The 16,488-nt window shown below is 59.2% G+C and carries 17 protein-coding genes; 7 read left to right on the top strand and 10 right to left on the bottom strand.

The annotated features are described in order from the left end of the window. Window positions 1-34: 34 nt before the first annotated feature. From ACYZUM_RS11520 to ACYZUM_RS11500, 5 genes are all read right to left on the bottom strand, one after another. On the bottom strand, window positions 35-610 hold the full coding sequence (locus tag ACYZUM_RS11520) for a hypothetical protein (RefSeq protein ID WP_041064433.1): 576 nt from the start codon (window positions 608-610) through the stop codon (window positions 35-37). Window position 611: 1 nt separating this feature from the next. Continuing rightward, complete coding sequence (locus ACYZUM_RS11515; protein WP_108182806.1) at window positions 612-1,061, bottom strand: hypothetical protein; 450 nt, start codon at window positions 1,059-1,061, stop codon at window positions 612-614. A 323-nt stretch (window positions 1,062-1,384) separates the two neighbouring features. Beyond that, entirely contained in the window at window positions 1,385-1,921 is a 537-nt protein-coding gene (locus tag ACYZUM_RS11510) for an AAA family ATPase (protein ID WP_108182805.1), read from the bottom strand. Further along, entirely contained in the window at window positions 1,918-2,481 is a 564-nt protein-coding gene (pnuC, locus tag ACYZUM_RS11505) for a nicotinamide riboside transporter PnuC (RefSeq protein WP_108182804.1), read from the bottom strand. Before pnuC ends, ACYZUM_RS11510 begins: the two co-directional genes overlap by 4 nt. 149 nt (window positions 2,482-2,630) lie before the next feature. After that, entirely contained in the window at window positions 2,631-4,265 is a 1,635-nt protein-coding gene (locus ACYZUM_RS11500) for a methyl-accepting chemotaxis protein (RefSeq protein ID WP_108182803.1), read from the bottom strand. A 302-nt stretch (window positions 4,266-4,567) separates the two neighbouring features. Here ACYZUM_RS11500 and ACYZUM_RS11495 point away from each other — a divergent pair, with 302 nt between their 5' ends. Both ACYZUM_RS11495 and ACYZUM_RS11490 read left to right on the top strand, forming a co-directional pair. Beyond that, window positions 4,568-5,398 carry an undecaprenyl-diphosphate phosphatase gene (locus ACYZUM_RS11495; protein ID WP_041064421.1) on the top strand — a complete coding sequence of 277 codons (831 nt, stop codon included), beginning with the start codon at window positions 4,568-4,570 and terminating at the stop codon, window positions 5,396-5,398. Beyond that, a complete protein-coding gene (locus tag ACYZUM_RS11490; protein ID WP_041064418.1) occupies window positions 5,395-5,823 on the top strand; it encodes a DUF1294 domain-containing protein in 429 nt (142 codons plus the stop codon). The genes ACYZUM_RS11495 and ACYZUM_RS11490 overlap by 4 nt, the downstream gene beginning before the upstream one ends. Before the next feature lie 128 nt (window positions 5,824-5,951). Here the strand turns inward: ACYZUM_RS11490 and ACYZUM_RS11485 are convergent, their stop codons facing one another. Together ACYZUM_RS11485 and ACYZUM_RS11480 are read right to left on the bottom strand one after the other, a co-directional pair. Beyond that, window positions 5,952-6,311: an MmcQ/YjbR family DNA-binding protein gene (locus tag ACYZUM_RS11485; protein WP_041064415.1), complete on the bottom strand. Its 360-nt coding sequence runs from the start codon at window positions 6,309-6,311 to the stop codon at window positions 5,952-5,954. After that, entirely contained in the window at window positions 6,308-7,216 is a 909-nt protein-coding gene (locus tag ACYZUM_RS11480; RefSeq protein ID WP_047294719.1) for a LysR substrate-binding domain-containing protein, read from the bottom strand. Before ACYZUM_RS11480 ends, ACYZUM_RS11485 begins: the two co-directional genes overlap by 4 nt. Before the next feature lie 125 nt (window positions 7,217-7,341). Here ACYZUM_RS11480 and ACYZUM_RS11475 point away from each other — a divergent pair, with 125 nt between their 5' ends. Then, a complete protein-coding gene (locus ACYZUM_RS11475) occupies window positions 7,342-7,953 on the top strand; it encodes an FMN-dependent NADH-azoreductase (RefSeq protein ID WP_108182802.1) in 612 nt (203 codons plus the stop codon). Window positions 7,954-8,191: 238 nt separating this feature from the next. After that, entirely contained in the window at window positions 8,192-9,229 is a 1,038-nt protein-coding gene (locus ACYZUM_RS11470; RefSeq protein ID WP_041064406.1) for an alpha/beta hydrolase family protein, read from the top strand. A gap of 106 nt (window positions 9,230-9,335) precedes the next feature. Here ACYZUM_RS11470 and ACYZUM_RS11465 read toward each other — a convergent pair whose 3' ends face one another. Then, window positions 9,336-10,523 carry an MFS transporter gene (locus ACYZUM_RS11465; protein ID WP_108182801.1) on the bottom strand — a complete coding sequence of 396 codons (1,188 nt, stop codon included), beginning with the start codon at window positions 10,521-10,523 and terminating at the stop codon, window positions 9,336-9,338. A gap of 278 nt (window positions 10,524-10,801) precedes the next feature. Then, complete coding sequence (locus ACYZUM_RS11460; protein WP_108182800.1) at window positions 10,802-12,388, bottom strand: ABC-F family ATPase; 1,587 nt, start codon at window positions 12,386-12,388, stop codon at window positions 10,802-10,804. Window positions 12,389-12,784: 396 nt separating this feature from the next. On the opposite strand from ACYZUM_RS11460, the gene ACYZUM_RS11455 reads away from it, so the two are divergent. From ACYZUM_RS11455 to lpxO, 3 genes are all read left to right on the top strand, one after another. Next, window positions 12,785-13,252 carry an anti-virulence regulator CigR family protein gene (locus ACYZUM_RS11455; protein WP_108182799.1) on the top strand — a complete coding sequence of 156 codons (468 nt, stop codon included), beginning with the start codon at window positions 12,785-12,787 and terminating at the stop codon, window positions 13,250-13,252. A gap of 176 nt (window positions 13,253-13,428) precedes the next feature. Further along, window positions 13,429-13,956, top strand: coding sequence for a hypothetical protein (locus ACYZUM_RS11450; protein WP_473061332.1), 528 nt, complete (start codon window positions 13,429-13,431; stop codon window positions 13,954-13,956). A 474-nt stretch (window positions 13,957-14,430) separates the two neighbouring features. Continuing rightward, window positions 14,431-15,330, top strand: coding sequence for a lipid A hydroxylase LpxO (gene lpxO, locus ACYZUM_RS11445; RefSeq protein ID WP_108184401.1), 900 nt, complete (start codon window positions 14,431-14,433; stop codon window positions 15,328-15,330). A 137-nt stretch (window positions 15,331-15,467) separates the two neighbouring features. On the opposite strand, the gene ku is transcribed toward lpxO, so the two are convergent. Next, on the bottom strand, window positions 15,468-16,340 hold the full coding sequence (gene ku / locus ACYZUM_RS11440; protein WP_108184400.1) for a non-homologous end joining protein Ku: 873 nt from the start codon (window positions 16,338-16,340) through the stop codon (window positions 15,468-15,470). Window positions 16,341-16,488: the final 148 nt, after the last annotated feature.

The following is a 16,488-nucleotide window of genomic DNA, read 5'->3' as shown; positions in this document are numbered from 1 at the left end:
GTACTTTCTAATTGCACTGCTTTTGTTGTTTGGGTCAGTCAGCGACCCGGATGCTCAGGGTGTTAGCCATACGGTTCCCCACCCCGGCACTCTGGTTCACCTGGATTACCCCTCGGCTGCCGGTGAAGGCCTGATCACTTGTCGTGACCTGGCGACTGCCGGGTGAGGTACCAGTTGCTCCTGAGCTCGGTAAAAGCGCCACGTTCTGTTGCGACAGGGCGCTGTCGTCAACGCTTTGCGGGGCAGCACTGATGCTGACGCGCGTCACGTTGGCCATTTGGTTGTTGGCCCCGGCACCCTGGTTCACGCCCAGGATTCCGTTGCCATTACTGAAAGAGGTGCCGCCAATGGTGGCGCTGGCGTTCATCGACGGGTTGGCTGGGGTATCCAGCTTTTGCCTGACGATGGTTGTGGCGCTGGCGTTGGTGCCGATGGCGATCGCTTTGGTATTGGTCTGTTGCATCTGGTCGCCAGCGGCCTGGTTGACGTTGAAGTTGCCGCGGTACTGGACACCGGTGTCCTGAATGTCGGCGTTGTTGACTGACCCGGGCTCGGCGGCCATGGCGCTGGCACAGCCGAAGAGAGCAAGCAGCAGCAGGGAACGATTCATCTCATTGACCTCCAGCCATGCGGGTCAGCGGTGCCAGACCGGTACCCAATGAGCGATTGATCGTGTTGGAGATCGTGCCGCCACCGCCGCCACCATGACCGGCACTCATGCCTGGCAGGCCGTTGGGGTTGGTGAGCACATTCATGCCGGGCATGTCCGAGTTCGGCGTGATCATGTTGCTGCGGATCGAAGCGCCACTGGCGACACTGGCGAACTCACCGTCACTGAGTTCGGTGCTGGTCATCGCTTGATGGATTCGATCGGAAGGGTTGGCATTGACCGTGGTGGGATAGGGGTCTTTGCCACCGCTGCGTCCGATTGGAATGGGCTGGACATCGCGGTTGAGAACGATCACGCCATTGCCTTCGGCCTGAACGTTGAAACTGATGAAAGTGCTGGCGGCTGATCCAATCAGCAGAAGGCAGGTCAGGCCTTTATTGAAATTCCCCACGGCGGCAATTCCTTCTTCAGTGGGCTGGCTCTTGTCAGCGTTGGGAAGGAGAGAGCGAAAGCTGTGCCGCTTTTGAGTTGTTGTTGATTTTCAACGGGTTGGCGATGGGCCGCGCAGGGTTGATACAAAAGCTGTTTCAACGCTGAAACAGTCGTGCAGACGCCCACGGGTTGCATGGCGGCGCAAAGCTCTGGGACAAGGGTTTGCCGGGGACTGTTTCACTGGCGAAACAGATGTCCTGACAAAATGATGAAGGCCACTGAACTGGCCGCTTTGCGCGCAGGGAGGTGTTTCAGGAATGGACACTTTCGTCCTGAATGGAGCTATTCGATGGATCCATCAGCCAATAACCGGGCGACGGCTTCAAAGGCCTGAACGCGGCGTTGATCCCAATCGCCCTGAATGATCTGCAACGGCTGCTTGTGCTGTTCCAGCCAGTCGCGGGTGGCCTGAAAGAACGCCAGGCGTGCGCTCAGTTGTGGCTGGCAACGTTGGCCGTCGTCGGTCCAGTCGATCTGCTCCGGTGACAACAGCAGGTGCAAGTCGTAATGCCGCGCCAGCAGCTGGGGCTCCAGCCATGTCGGGCAGTCGCCGAACAGGGTCTGGCTCCACAGGATGTTGCTCAGCAAATGGGTGTCGAGAATCAGCAACTGCGGTTGCTGCGTCCGCGCCTGATCTTCCCACTGCAACTGCCCGCGAGCGATAGCGGGGATGTCGTCCAGGCAGGTATCACGAGGGTTTTGCTCGATGAACCAGCGCACGTATTCGTCCACCCGCAGGCCGCCGAAGCGCTCCTGAAGGCCAGCGGCCAGCCAGCTCTTGCCGGTGGACTCCGGGCCGGTGAGGACAACCACCTTCATCGCTGCAACGCCGGATCGGCGCGCCATTCCCGCCAGCCTTGCACCGCAATCAGGGTGAACAGGGCATACAGCGCGGCGGTAAGGTACAAGCCCTTGTAAAGAAACAGGCCGACGAAAATCACATCCAGCACGAACCACAACGCCCAGCATTGCAGGCGTTTCTGCGCCATCCACAATTGCGCGACGAGGCTGAACGCGGTCAGTGCGGCATCAAGCCACGGTTGTGCGGCGTCGGTCCAGTGCGCCATGGCCGCGCCCAGCAGCAGGCTGCCCAGTGCGCCGACACTCAGGCCGAACAGGATCGAGCGCCGATCCAGACGCGTGACGTCGCGTCCGTCATGCATTGTCCCGGCGCGGGTCCATTGCCACCAGCCGTAGACTTGCAGCGCGGCGTAGATCACTTGCAGCAACATGTCCGAGTACAGCTTCACGTCATAGAAAATCCAGCTGTACAGCAACACCATGACCAGGCCGATCGGCCAGCACCATGGATTCTGTTTGACCGTCAGCCACACGGCAATCACACCGAGGGTGGCGGCAAACAGTTCAAGCCCGGACATGGGGGTTCCTTGAGGGAGTTGAGGAGGGAGCGGATTGTACCCAAAAACCTGTGGGAGCGAGCCTGCTCGCGAAAGCGGTATGTCAATAATGCAGATGTTGACTGACATTACGCCTTCGCGAGCAGGCTCGCTCCCACAAGGTTGAGGGGTCAGACGCGGAACTGGCGCAGAAGCTGATTCAACTGCTCGCTCAGCTGCCCCAACTTCACGCTCGCCGCACTTGACTGCTCCGCCGCCAGCGCAGTGCTGTGAGACAGGCCGGCCGCCTGTGTGACGTTCTGGTTGATGTCCTCGACCACATGCGCCTGTTGCAGCGTGGCGCTGGCAATCGACGCGTTCAGACCGTTGAGATTACGCAGCGCCTGGCCGATGGCATTCAGGCTCGCGCCGGCCAGTCCTGCCTGCTCGATGGTCAGTTGCGAGGCCTTGCTGCTGTCACCGATGACCTTCACGGCCGCTTCGGAATGGTTCTGCAGGCGCTCGATCATGGTCTGGATTTCCGCCGTCGACTTTTGCGTGCGCTGCGCCAGCAGCCGCACTTCATCGGCCACCACCGCAAAGCCCCGGCCCTGTTCACCGGCACGGGCCGCTTCGATGGCCGCGTTGAGGGCCAGCAAGTTGGTCTGCTCGGCAATCGAGCGGATCACCTCCAGCACACTGCCGATCTGCGTGCTTTCGGCGGCGAGGGTGCGGATCACTTCGACCGCCTGGTCAATGGTGCCGGACAGTCTGTCGATCTGTTGCAGGCTGCCGTCGATGTTGATCTGGCCCTGCTGCGCCTGGGCTTCGGCATCGCGCATTTCAGCGGCAGCATGCTCGGCATTCTTCGCCACATCCTGCACGCCGTAGGTGACTTCGTTGATCGCGGTCGCCACCAGCTCCATCTGCTGCGATTGCTGCTGGCTGCGCTGCTGGGCCTGGGTCGCATCGTTGCCCAGTTCGCTGGACGATTGGCCCAGGGCGCTGGCCGAGATCTGCAGGTCACCGATGACCCGTCGCAACTTGGCGGTGAAGGCGTTGAAGTGATGCGCCAGTTGTGTGACTTCGTCTTGGCCGTGGGTATCGAGGCTGCGCGTCAGGTCACTTTCGCCGCTGGCGATGTTGGCCATGGCGTTCACGGTTTCCTGCAACGGACGCACGATGCTGCGGGCAATCAAGATCACCAGCAGGGCCATGATCAGCGCAATCGCCAGGCCGATTACCGAGGCCTTGATCAACTGACCGCGAAACTCGCTCTGCACATCATCGACGTAAACGCCGGAACCAAGGATCCAGCCCCACGGCTCGAACAGTTTTACATAGGACGTTTTCGCGACCGGTTCGCTGGCGCCGGGCTTCGGCCAGCGGTAATCGACCATGCCCGCGCCTTTGCTTTTGGCGATCGCGACCATCTCGTTGAATACCGCAAAACCGTCCGGATCGCGGATCGCCGAGAGGTTCTGGCCTTCGAGTTTGGGGTTGGTCGGGTGCATGACCATCACGGGGGTGAGGTCGTTGATCCAGAAGTAGTCGCTCTGGTCGTAGCGCAGTCCGCGAATGGCGGTCAGTGCCTGCTTCTGTGCGGCGTCGCGGGTGAGGGTGCCGGCGGTTTCCAGGTCGTGGTAGTAGCTCAGCAAGCCGCTCGCGGTCTGCACCACGTGCTGGGTTTTCTGCGCCTTGGCGTGGTAGAGGTCATCGTGGATCTGCTTGAGCATCAACACACCCAAGGTCAACAACATGACCACGGCCACAATCAAAATGAGCCACAAGCGTCGGCTGATCGACACACTGCGCAAGCTGTTCATAACGCTGCCACTCCGATTTATTTTTCTTGTAATAAATCAACGCCAGCATCCAACCACGTTTGAGTGGTCGGGCATACGCGACCCAAGTCGTATAACGCCGCAGCACTATTAAGGCTTGTCTGTTAGGATTTCGGCCCCGCGCGCGAAAACCTGAATCCAAGTTGATATTTCACGGAATTTTGACCGTTTCGTGTGGATGCTGTGCGCGCGGAATCGGTACAGCAATAAACAGCTACGCTGATCGCAGTGAACGTAAAAATATTATCGGGGCATGCCAGCGTGCATCGCTCTTTGGGGGACTGATGGATCTTTGGATCGCCTTGCAGGCACTGATTCTTGGAGTTGTAGAGGGGCTGACGGAGTTTTTGCCCATTTCCAGTACCGGACACCAGATCATTGTTGCCGACTTGCTCGACTTCGGCGGCGAACGGGCCATGGCGTTCAACATCATTATTCAGCTCGGCGCGATCCTCGCGGTGGTCTGGGAGTTTCGTCGCAAGATTCTCGATGTGGTGATTGGCTTGCCGACCCAGCCGAGCGCGCGACGTTTTACGGCCAACCTGCTGATCGCGTTTCTGCCGGCGGTGGTGTTGGGGGTGATTTTTGCCGACCTGATTCACCAGTACCTGTTCAACCCGATCACCGTCGCGACCGCACTGGTGGTGGGCGGCGTGATCATGTTGTGGGCAGAGCGCCGCCAGCATGAAGTGCACGCCGAAAGCGTGGACGAGATCACTTGGAAAGACGCGCTGAAGGTCGGGTTCGCCCAGTGCCTGGCGATGATTCCCGGCACCTCGCGTTCCGGTTCGACGATTATCGGTGGTCTGCTGTTTGGACTGTCGCGCAAGACCGCGACCGAGTTCTCGTTCTTCCTGGCAATGCCGACCATGGTCGGTGCGGCGGTGTACTCCGGTTACAAGTATCGCCACCTGTTCGTGCCGGCGGATTTCCCGGTATTCGCCATCGGCTTCATCACGGCGTTTATCTTCGCCATGATTGCCGTGCGCGGTCTGCTCAAGTTTATCGCCAGCCACAGCTACGCGGCGTTCGCCTGGTACCGGATCGTCTTCGGTCTGGTGATTCTGGCGACCTGGCAGTTCGGCTGGGTGGACTGGTCGGCGGCCAAACCATGAGTGATTCCCGCGCACGCCGCCCGGATGGACGCCCGTCCGGCGGCGGCATTCAGCATCTGAAACTGAAACTGGCAGTGCTGCTGATCGTCTGCGCGCTGCCGCTGTTCGGCTCGCTGTCGATGTGGCTGCGCGGCATCTCGTTGGTGCCGTTGACGGCTTATGGGGTTGTCAGTGTGCTGGCGTTTTTCATGTACTGGGCAGACAAGCGCAAGGCCCGCGCCGATGCCTGGCGCACGCCGGAGAACATCCTGCATGCGCTGGAACTGGCCGGCGGCTGGCCCGGTGCGCTGATTGCCCAGCAGGTGTTCCGGCACAAGACGCGCAAGGTGTCGTTCCAGATTCTGTTCTGGGTGATTGTGGCGCTGCATCAGGTGTTCTGGATCGACCAGTTGTTTCTGGGTTCGAACCTGCTGTCACTCTTCTGAATCACCGCAAATCCCCCTGTAGGAGCTGCCGCAGGCTGCGATCTTTTGATCTTGCTTTTTCAAAGATCAAAGTCAAAAGATCGTCCGAACGCGGCCCGAGCCTTCGGCAGCTCCTACAGGGATCGGGTTCAGAGCAGTAATCCGATTTGAGTTTTTTTGGGCAATTTGCCCACCACCAACTGATGCGAACGCGTCAGCAATCCCTGCAGTTCCTCGGCGCCCAGCGGGTAGGGCGGGTGCATGATGATCCACTGTGCCCGCGCCAGATAAGGCGCCGGGTGAATACCCGGGCGGTCGCAATGGCCGAGAAACAGATCCTTGTCGACCTTGAATGCCAGTGAATCCCCGCGCAGCCCCTGCAAGGCAAACATCTTGTTGCCGGCAATCGAGAACACCCGCACGCCGCCCCATTTGTAATCCTCCCGCGCGCCCGGCAAGGCCAGGCAAAAGGCGGCGACATCCGCTTCGTTCATCTTTCCCTTGCTCATAACAGCCGCTCCCCGCACGCATTGAACGATTCGACCAGATGGTCGATCCACGCCCGCACCGCCGGCATCACCCCGCGCCGGTGCGGATACACCGCCTGCAACCAGCCGCCGGGCAACGACCACTCGGGCAACAGTTGCACCAGCGCGCCGCTTTCAAGATCGGCTTCGCAATACATCATCGGCAACAGGGTAAAGCCCTGACCGGCGAGTACGCAGGCTTTGCGCACGATAAAGTCATCGATGCCCAGGCGCGCTTCCATATTCAGCTCGACGCTATTGCCTTGCTGATCAAGCAAACGCACGTGGACCATGCGGTCGGCTTCCAGCGCGCCAAGTACCGGCAGGTTTTTCAGATCCTGCGGGTGGGCAATGGTCTTGCCTTCGACAAAGGCCGGGCTGGCCACCACCACCATTTGCGCCTGCCGCAGACGGCGGGTGACCAGCAATGGATCCTCATCGCCGAGTTCACGTACGCGCAGCGCCACGTCGAAGCCCTCGGCGACCAGATCCACGCGGCGGTTGAGCAGCACCACCTCCAGCTGCACCTGGGGGAATTTGCCCAGAAATTCGCTGATTACCCATGGCAACATTTCTCGCGCCAGCCCGGTCGGACACGATACCCGCAAGCGCCCGCGCGGCTCACTGGACATGCTGGCAACGGCTTCGTCGGCCATCTCCGCTTCCAGCAACATCGCCTGACAGTGGCGCAGATAGCGTTCGCCGACAGCGGTCAGATTCAACTGGCGCGTGGTGCGCTGAAGCAGGCGTGCGCCCAGGCGTTCTTCGAGCTCGGCAATGCGCCGCGACAACCGCGACTTGGGAATGCCCAGTAAGCGGCCGGCTGCCGCAAAGCCACCGGCCTCGACCACCTTGGCGAAATAGTACAGATCGTTGAGGTCCTGCATGAAAAGCCCACCGTTCTATCAGTGGGACGAACTATCGCATTGTCGGCGGCTAATCAGCTATTGGTTTCTTCCGTAGGATTGTCTCCATTCCGTCGCCGCCGGCGATTCTTTCCAGGAGATTCCACATGAAACTGCTGCACATCGATTCGAGCATTCTGGGCGACAACTCCGCTTCCCGTCAGCTGAGCAGCCAGGTCGTCAAAGCCTGGCAAGCCGCAGAACCTGCGGCCGTGGTGACCTACCGCGACCTGGCCGCCGACGCCATCAGCCACTTCTCGTCGACCACTCTGGTGGCTGCCGGTACCACCGCTGAACTGCGCGACGCCGCGCAACAGCACGAAGCCGAATTGAGCGCTTCGACCCTGGCCGAATTCATCGCGGCCGACGCCATCGTCATCGCCGCGCCGATGTACAACTTCACCGTGCCGACCCAGCTCAAGGCCTGGATCGACCGCGTCGCCGTTGCCGGCCAGACGTTCCGTTACACCGAAGCGGGTCCGGAAGGCCTGTGCGGTGGCAAGAAAGTGGTGATCGTCTCCACCGCCGGTGGCATCCATGCCGGTCAGGCGAGCGGCATCGCCCACGAAGAATATTTGAAGCTGGTTCTGGGTTTCCTCGGCATCACCGACATCGAAATCGTCCGTGCCGAAGGTCTGGCCTACGGTGATGAAGTGCGCAACAACGCAATGAGCGCCGCTCAGGCGAAGATCGCCGAGCAACTGTTCGCCGCTGCGTAAGCATTGCGTAAAGACCAGCTGCCGTTCAGGTAGCGCCTCAAAAAACTCTGTATTCTGGTTCTGCAAGGGCCAGGTGCGGAGTTTTTTGTTTCAGACTGTTGCATAATCTGGCCCGGGTTATGCAGTCAAACGATCAACGTCTGAGTGCAACGCTACGCCGGATCACCGAACCTCAGGGTTACGGGCGTGTCGGAACACAAAGGATCTTTCGATTGAGTAACACAGGGTGGGCCATCCGATGATGCGTCTTTGTGCAACGTTACTGATTTGCCTGCTTGGCAGCCTCGGTTCAGTGCATGCCGCGCCCGGGCGACACCCTGTCTGGAGTGTCGGTTACCACGAGATGACGTTTCTCGATCCGCTGGATCTGCAACCGATGCGCGCCATCGCCTTCTATCCCTCCAGCGACCGCGAACACAGCAGCCTGCTTGAGGGTTACACCGTCGAGGCGGGCGCCGACACCAAGGTTGCCATCGGCCGCTTCCCGATGTTGATGCTGTCCCACGGCAACACTGGCACGCCGCTGGCGCTGCATGACCTTGCCACCTCGCTGGCACGCAAGGGCTTTGTGGTGGTCGCGGTGATTCATCCCGGCGACAACTCCAAAGACCACAGCCGCCTCGGTACCCTGAGCAATCTGTATGGGCGGCCAATCCAGATTTCCGAAGCGATCACCGCCACCCTTGGCGACCCGATGCTCTCGCCGTTCGTCAACGCCGATCAGGTCGGGGTGATCGGCTATTCGGCCGGTGGCGAAACCGCGTTGATTCTCTCTGGCGCGCAGCCGGATCTGGATCGCCTGCGCCGGTACTGTCAGGAGCGCCCGGACGACCGTGACGCCTGCAACACTCAGGGCGAACTGATCGTCGATCGTGATGACTTGCAACCGGTGGCTGATCCGCGCGTGCATGCGCTGTTGCTGATGGCGCCGCTGAGCCTCAAATTTGGTCGTCACACCCTCGCGGACGTGCATGTGCCGGTGCTGCTGTACAGCGGCGATGGCGACAAACTGGTGGCCTTCGACAAAAACGCCGCGGCGCTGGCGCGCAAACTGCCGACCGCGCCGGACTTCAAATTGCTGGCCGGGGCAGGGCACTTTGTGTTCATGGCGCCGTGCAACGAAGAGCAGATCCGCGCCATGCCGGCGCTGTGCACCGACGCTGACGGCGTGGATCGCGAAGACATCCACCGCAACCTGATTTCCGAAGCCGGACAGTTTTTCTCGCGCACGCTGGGCAGGCCGAGCCGGGCGGGGATGCAGACCGCGGATCAATAAAGATCAAAGATCAAAAGATCGCAGCCTTCGGCAGCTCCTACAGTAGATTTTTGTAGGCGCTGCCGAAGGCTCGGGCCGCGATCGGACGATCTTTTGATTTCGTTTTTCAGCTCAACGCCCGGCGCTTGAGCAACAAGGTCAACCCCAACCCGAGCACCGACAACAGCGCCGCACTGAAGAAAATCCACGCATATCCCAGGTTCAACGCCACCGCGCCCATCAACGGCCCGGCAATCGCCAGTGCCAGATCAAAGAACACCGCATAAGCCCCCAGCCCCGAGCCACGGCTGGAACTGGGCACCTGCTTGATCGCCTCGACCCCCAGCGCCGGATACACCAGCGACAGGCCAAACCCGGCCAGCCCCGCGCCAATCAAGGCGAACGCGGTCGACGGTGCCAGCCACAGCAGCACCAGGCCGACGGTTTCGATGCTCATGCAGGCGATGGCCGAATTGAACCCGCCAAAACGGCTGATCGCCGAAATGAACAGCAGCCGCGACAGGATGAAGCACACGCCGAATACCGTCAGGCAATACGCGGCGCCGCTCCAGCCACGGTTGAGGTAATAAAGGGTGATGAAGGTGGTCAGCGTGCCGTAACCGATCGACGCCAGACTCAAACTGGCCCCATACGGTGCGATGCGCCCGAATACCGCCCAAAAAGGCAGCCGTTCGCCGCGCACCACCGGTACCGAGGGTTTATTACGGATGATCACCAGAGCGGCCGCCGCCAGTACCGAAAGGGCAATGCCCAGGCTGGTAAAGCCGTAGTCGGCAACCATCACCACGCCCAGCGGCGCGCCAATCGCAATCGCGCCGTAGGAGGCAATGCCGTTCCAGCCGATCGACCTTGCCGTGTGCTCCACGCCGACCTGGCCCATGCACCAGCTGATGGTGCCGACGCCGATCAAACCCTGTGCAATGCCGAGCAGCAGCCGACCGATGATCAGGATAATCAGGCTCGGCACCGGGAAATCCTGCAGCAGCGTCGAAATCAGCGTCAACAGGCCGCTGAGCACAATCCCCGACAAGCCATACACAATCGCCCGTTTGGTGCCCAGCGTGTCCGACATGCGCCCGGCCATCGGTCGACTGAGCAAAGTCGCCAGATATTGCGAGCCGATGACCAGTCCGGCAACGATCGCGCTGAACCCGAGTTGCTCGTGGACATAGCCGGGTAACACTGCAATCGGCAGGCCGATGCACAGGAAGGCGATAAAGGTATAGAAAACGATGGAGACGATCTGCAGGGTGATCGCCAGGGAGCTTTGCAAAGGCTGTTGCTGCGCAGGCATGTGGACTCGTTCGCGGGCGGCGGTGGGAGAGTCGGCATCATGGCTGGGTGCTGAAATAAAAGGAAGCAGGCTAACTAATTTACTTGGAGCCGGTGGTGTTTTTGAGGGGTTCTTCGCGAGCTGGCTCGCTCCCACATTTGGAACGCGATTACCGTGGGAGCGAGCCTGCTCGCGAAGGGCTTCGCAGCACAAAATCACGATCCCTTGAAATGCAAAAAGCCCTGTCACACCGACAGGGCTTTCGCTTGAAGCTTGGAGCGGGAAGCTCGCCGCTATCTTTAGAACACCACACCCTGACTACGCAGGTAGTCATCGTAAGTGCCGCTGAAGTCAGTCACGCCGTTCGGGCTCAGCTCGATGATGCGCGTGGCCAGAGACGATACGAACTCACGGTCGTGGCTGACGAAGATCAGCGTACCCGGGTAGTTTTCCAGCGCCAGGTTCAGCGCCTCGATCGATTCCATGTCCAGGTGGTTGGTCGGTTCGTCCATCACCAGCACGTTCGGCTTTTGCAGGATCAACTTGCCGAACAGCATACGACCTTGCTCACCGCCGGAGATGACCTTGACCGACTTGAGAATCTCGTCGTTGGAGAACAGCATGCGACCCAGGGTGCCACGAATCACTTGCTCGCCCTGCGTCCACTGACCCATCCAGTCGAACAGGCTGACATCGTCTTCGAAGTCGTGGGCGTGATCCTGAGCGTAGTAGCCCAGCTCCGCGCTCTCGGTCCATTTCACAGAACCGGCGTCGGGCGTCAGCTCGCCCATCAGGGTGCGCAACAGCGTGGTCTTGCCAATACCGTTCGGGCCGATGATCGCCACGCGCTCGCCGGCTTCTACGGTGAAGCTGAAGTTCTTGAACAGGGTCTTGCCGTCGAAGCCTTTGGACATCTGCTCGATGGTCACGGCCTGGCGGTGCAGCTTTTTAGTCTGTTCGAAACGGATGAACGGGCTGACACGGCTCGAAGGCTTGACCTCGGCCAGCTGGATCTTGTCGATCTGCTTGGCGCGGGAAGTGGCCTGTTTGGCTTTCGAGGCGTTGGCCGAGAAGCGGCTGACGAACGTCTGAAGTTCGGCAATCTGCGCTTTCTTCTTGGCGTTGTCCGACAGCAGTTGCTCGCGGGACTGGGTCGCGGCCGTCATGTACTCGTCATAGTTGCCCGGGAACAGACGCAGTTCGCCGTAGTCCAGGTCAGCCATGTGCGTGCACACGCTGTTAAGGAAGTGACGGTCGTGGGAAATGATGATCATGGTGCTGTTACGCACGGTGAGAATCGATTCCAGCCAGCGAATGGTGTTGATGTCCAGGTGGTTGGTCGGTTCGTCGAGCAACAGCACTTCCGGATCGGAGAACAGTGCCTGAGCCAGCAAGACCCGCAGCTTCCAGCCTGGCGCCACTTCAGACATCGGGCCGAAATGCTGTTCCAGTGGAATACCCAGACCCAGCAGCAGTTCACCGGCACGGGATTCGGCGGTGTAGCCGTCCATCTCGGCGAACTCGGTTTCCAGCTCGGCCACGGCCATGCCGTCTTCTTCGCTCATTTCCGGCAGCGAGTAGATACGATCGCGTTCGGCCTTGACCATCCACAACTCTTCGTGACCCATGATCACGGTGTCGATCACGGTGAATTCTTCGTAGGCAAACTGATCCTGACGCAATTTACCCAGGCGTACGTTCGGCTCGAGCATGACCTGACCGCCGGACGGCTCGAGATCGCCACCGAGGATTTTCATGAAGGTCGACTTGCCGCAACCGTTGGCGCCGATCAGACCGTAGCGGTTGCCGCCGTTGAATTTGACCGAAACGTTTTCGAAGAGCGGCTTGGCGCCGAACTGCATCGTGATGTTAGCTGTGGAGATCAATTGCTTTACCTATCAATGGGTTGCGAGCCGCACATTTGGCGCTTGGGCCATTTCTGGGGCATTTTGGAGCGTTTTTTTCCCTACCCGGTCAGTGTTGGCGGTAGCCAGCAGGCGAGGGGTGAGAGCAGCAACTGGACACGGCGTCCAGGCTGTTGGGCATTAAAGGCGGGATTCATGCCAGACATTGCGCGCATTGTCGCATAAGTCATGCGGCAGTTGTATGGCGGACGCTGACGAACCGGCAGACTGCCTGCATCGGGGAGCGTGAAATGCGCATTCACGCCGTGGTCTATCGAATTCATCAGTGTCGATTCCGGCTTCCAACAATCATGGGAGGAACTAAAACGCCTGATGTCGTCTACATTTCATCAAGGAATTTCCGATGAGAGGACGGTCATGTTTAAGAAGCGCTTACTGGTTGCGTCTGTTACTTGTCTGGCCTTGGCGGTGAGTTCTGTAGCGGCATTGGCCGATCCCGGAAATGGCAATGGCAACGGCAAAGGGAACGGCAAGGGCGGCCCGCAGAACAGTCAGGGCCATGGCAATCAAGGGGGCAAAAACAAAGGATCCAGTTCGGGCAACTGGGACCATGCACCAGTAGTCGATCGAAGCGGTGTGCTGACCGTGCTCAACGGCTACAGAGACTACTGGAGCCCAGGTCCGGCGTTGCCTCCCGGTATTCAAAAGAATCTGGCGCGCGGCAAACCGCTGCCGCCGGGCATCGCCAAAAAACTGGATGGACGTCTGGCGGGGCGACTGCCTCATTACGACGGATATGAGTGGCAGCAGGTGGGCACCGACTTGATTCTGGTGGCCATTGCGAGCGGGCTTATCTACGAAGTGCTGAATGGCGCTTTCGATTAGTCTGATCGCAGGTCAATGAATCTGATTTTTTGAGTCCGTTCACCTAAAGTAAAAGCAATACATTCTCACCCACTTTATATATAAGGCGATTGGCTTCCGCTGGTCGCTTGTGGGTGAACCAGATCTAATTGAATGCATCTCAGATGGCAGTAAAACCAACCCCTGTGGATGCCGTCATGCGTTTTAAAAAGAAAAATCTGGTTGCCGTCATGTCCTGCGTAATGATGTTTGCGGCTGCGCCATTACTGCCTGCTCAACTGTCCATCATTGCCTCTGCCCACGCCAAAGATGGTGGTGGTGGTGGTGGTGGTGGTGGTGGTGGTGGTGGTGGTGGTGGTGGCGGTGGTGGCGGTCATGGTGGTGGCGCCGGTGGCGCTGGCGGTGGAGGCAGTCACGGCGGCGGTGCCGGCAGCGCTGGCCATAGCGGCGACAGTGCCGGGCACTCAGGCAGCGTCTCCAGCAATGGCCGCGCTGAAGGCCAGGAAACGGATCATGATGGCAGGGCCGTACGGGATCATGGCGTCAGTGGTCAACATATTGGACGCGACCACAATACCGACCGCGGGCACGGCCTGGCGACTTCAGGTGTAGCGCATTCCAAGGACACCAAGGGGTTGTCGAAAGCCACGGCGATCTCCGCCACGACGCCAGGCGATCACAATACCAAGGGATTGAGCAAGGCGAGCCTTTCCACCGATAAATAAGCCCTTACTCGCAACCCGCCAGGTGTCATGCTCGGTTGAGCTCCAAACCTGGCGGGTTTCGCTTCACCCTTTCAAACTCATTTCTCATGGCCCGCGAACCATTTTCAAGTCCGGTGCGGATTACATCTGGCTTGGTACGCAGCGGCTGAAACGTACACGTCAAAGCTCAGCGCAAACGCTGCGGCACTTCCCGGAATAACCGCTGTTTTGCTCTGCGTCAGCACTCATGCGCCTGCACGAGCGTACTGTCGCGTCTGCCGTTTGGCAGATTCAGCCGACAGTTTTTCACAGATCAGGTTCACCATTGGTTACAAAGTATGGCTAAAATGCCATCCGATTACCCAAAAGCCGCTCACGGCATGGGCTCAAGGAAGTGCCACCGGGACAGTATTTGTATTCATGCCACTGCATCAGACCCTGGGCCTTTGGCCGGCAGGCGCGCAGTTTGTTCACTTTTGACGTGTGACGATTTCCGTGAAACTCATCATTGCCGCTATTTATGTCATTTCCATTGCATACGTTCACCTTCGTGGTCGTGTGCGTCACAAACTGGGCCGTCAGTTGAGCGACCACTCGACGTTTCTGGCGCCGATCAACTGCTTTCTGTACCTGTTTTCAAAGAAACCAAACAAGCCCTATCTCGATCCGTCCGAGTTTCCGGACCTGAGTCCGTTGCAGGCGCATTGGGAAGAAATTCGCCAGGAAGGGCAGGACCTGCTGCGTGCCGGTGAGATCAAACGCTCGAATCAGTACGACGATGTGGGTTTCAACTCGTTCTTCAAAAGTGGCTGGAAGCGTTTCTACCTCAAGTGGTACGGCGAGAGTCATCCGTCGGCGATGAAACTGTGCCCGCGCACCACAGAACTGGTGCAGAGCATCGGTTCGATCAAGGCCGCGATGTTTGCCGAACTGCCACCGGGTTCGAAACTGGTTCGTCACCGTGACCCGTATGCGGGCTCCTATCGCTACCACTTGGGCCTGGATACGCCGAACGACGCGGGTTGCTACATCAACGTCGACGGTGAAAGCTACCACTGGCGCGACGGTGAAGCGGTGATGTTCGATGAGACTTACATCCACTACGCCGAAAACACCACCGACAAAAACCGCATCATCCTGTTCTGCGACATCGAGCGTCCGATGAAATATCGCTGGGCGGCAGCGTTCAACAGATGGTTCAGTCGCACCGTGATGTCGGCGGCAGGCGCGCCTAACGATGCGGGCGACCGTACCGGTGGGATCAACCGTCTGTTTACCAGGATCTACAAAGTGCGACTGCGTGGTAAAGAGCTTAAAAAGCGCAATCGCGCGCGTTACTACATGGAAAAATGGGCGATCTTTGGCGGTTTGCTGGCGATCTTCATTCTGATCTGACTGTTGTGTCGCGCCTGTTTTTGTCATTACCGCAGACTGGTTTCCACAGGGGAATGCATTGCAAACTGTGGGAGCCACCCTACTGGCGATGACTGTCTCAAAAGCAACCTGTCAGTTACCTGACAGGCGTTGAATATTCATTCCCCAGAGGCTTTTTTGGTTTTCCTTGCCGGCGTGGACTTCGTGGGTTTCTCCGGTTTAGCCTTGGACTTGACGGGCGCTTTCCCACCCAGACTGCGTTTAAGCAGCTCGGTCAAGTCGATCACATCCGCAGACTTGCGCTCCGCTTCGCCACCCACGGTTTCGACATCCTCGATCTTGCCTTCGTGGGCCTTTTTCTCGACCAGGGCCATGATCTTGTCCTCAAACTCGTCCTTGTAGTCCTCCGGGCTCCAGTCGCCGCTCATGTCCTGCACCAGACGTTTAGCCATGTCCAACTCGCCCTTGGCCAGTTGCGGCTTGGTCACCTCGCTGCCCAGTTCCAGTTCGTCGAGGCCGCGCACCTCCTGCGGCCAGCGCAGTTTCACCAGCACCAGCGCCGATTCCAGCGGCATCAGCGCCGCCAGATATTGGCGAGTGTGCAGAACGACACGGGCAAGTGCGACCTTGTTGGTTTTGCTCAATGTTTCGCGCAGCAGGGCGTAGACCTTGCCGCCGCGTTTGTCTGGGGCCAGGTAATAAGGCGTGTCGATGTTCTGCAGTGGAATCTGCTCGGCGTCGACGAAGGAAAAAATGTCGATGGTCTGCGTGGACACCGGGTGCGCCGAGCGGATTTCTTCCTCGCTGAGCACCACATAACGGCCCTTCTCATAGGCCACACCTTTGACGATGTGCTCTTTGGTGACTTCCTTGCCGGTGACTTTGTTTACCCGTTTATAACCCACCGGATCCATGCTGCGGCTGTCGAGCCAGTCAAAGTCGACGCCGTGCGAAGACGTTGCCGACACCAGCGCAACGGGGATATGCACCAGTCCGAAACTGATTGCGCCTTTCCAGATTGCCCGAGCCATGGTGAGTCCTCCGCGAATGATGTTCAGGTGACCTGCAGCCGGCGGCGAAAGTTTCCAGCGTTTGCCGGAGACAGCAGTGCTGTCGGTCAAGCCGTGTTACATCTTGTTTAAGGGCGATGGGTTAACAAATCCGAACCCGGGGCGTAGC

The organism is Pseudomonas sp. m6p (assembly GCF_055760375.1).
Note: the sequence above shows the minus strand (reverse complement) of the source record. Positions and strands in the feature narration are given on the sequence as shown.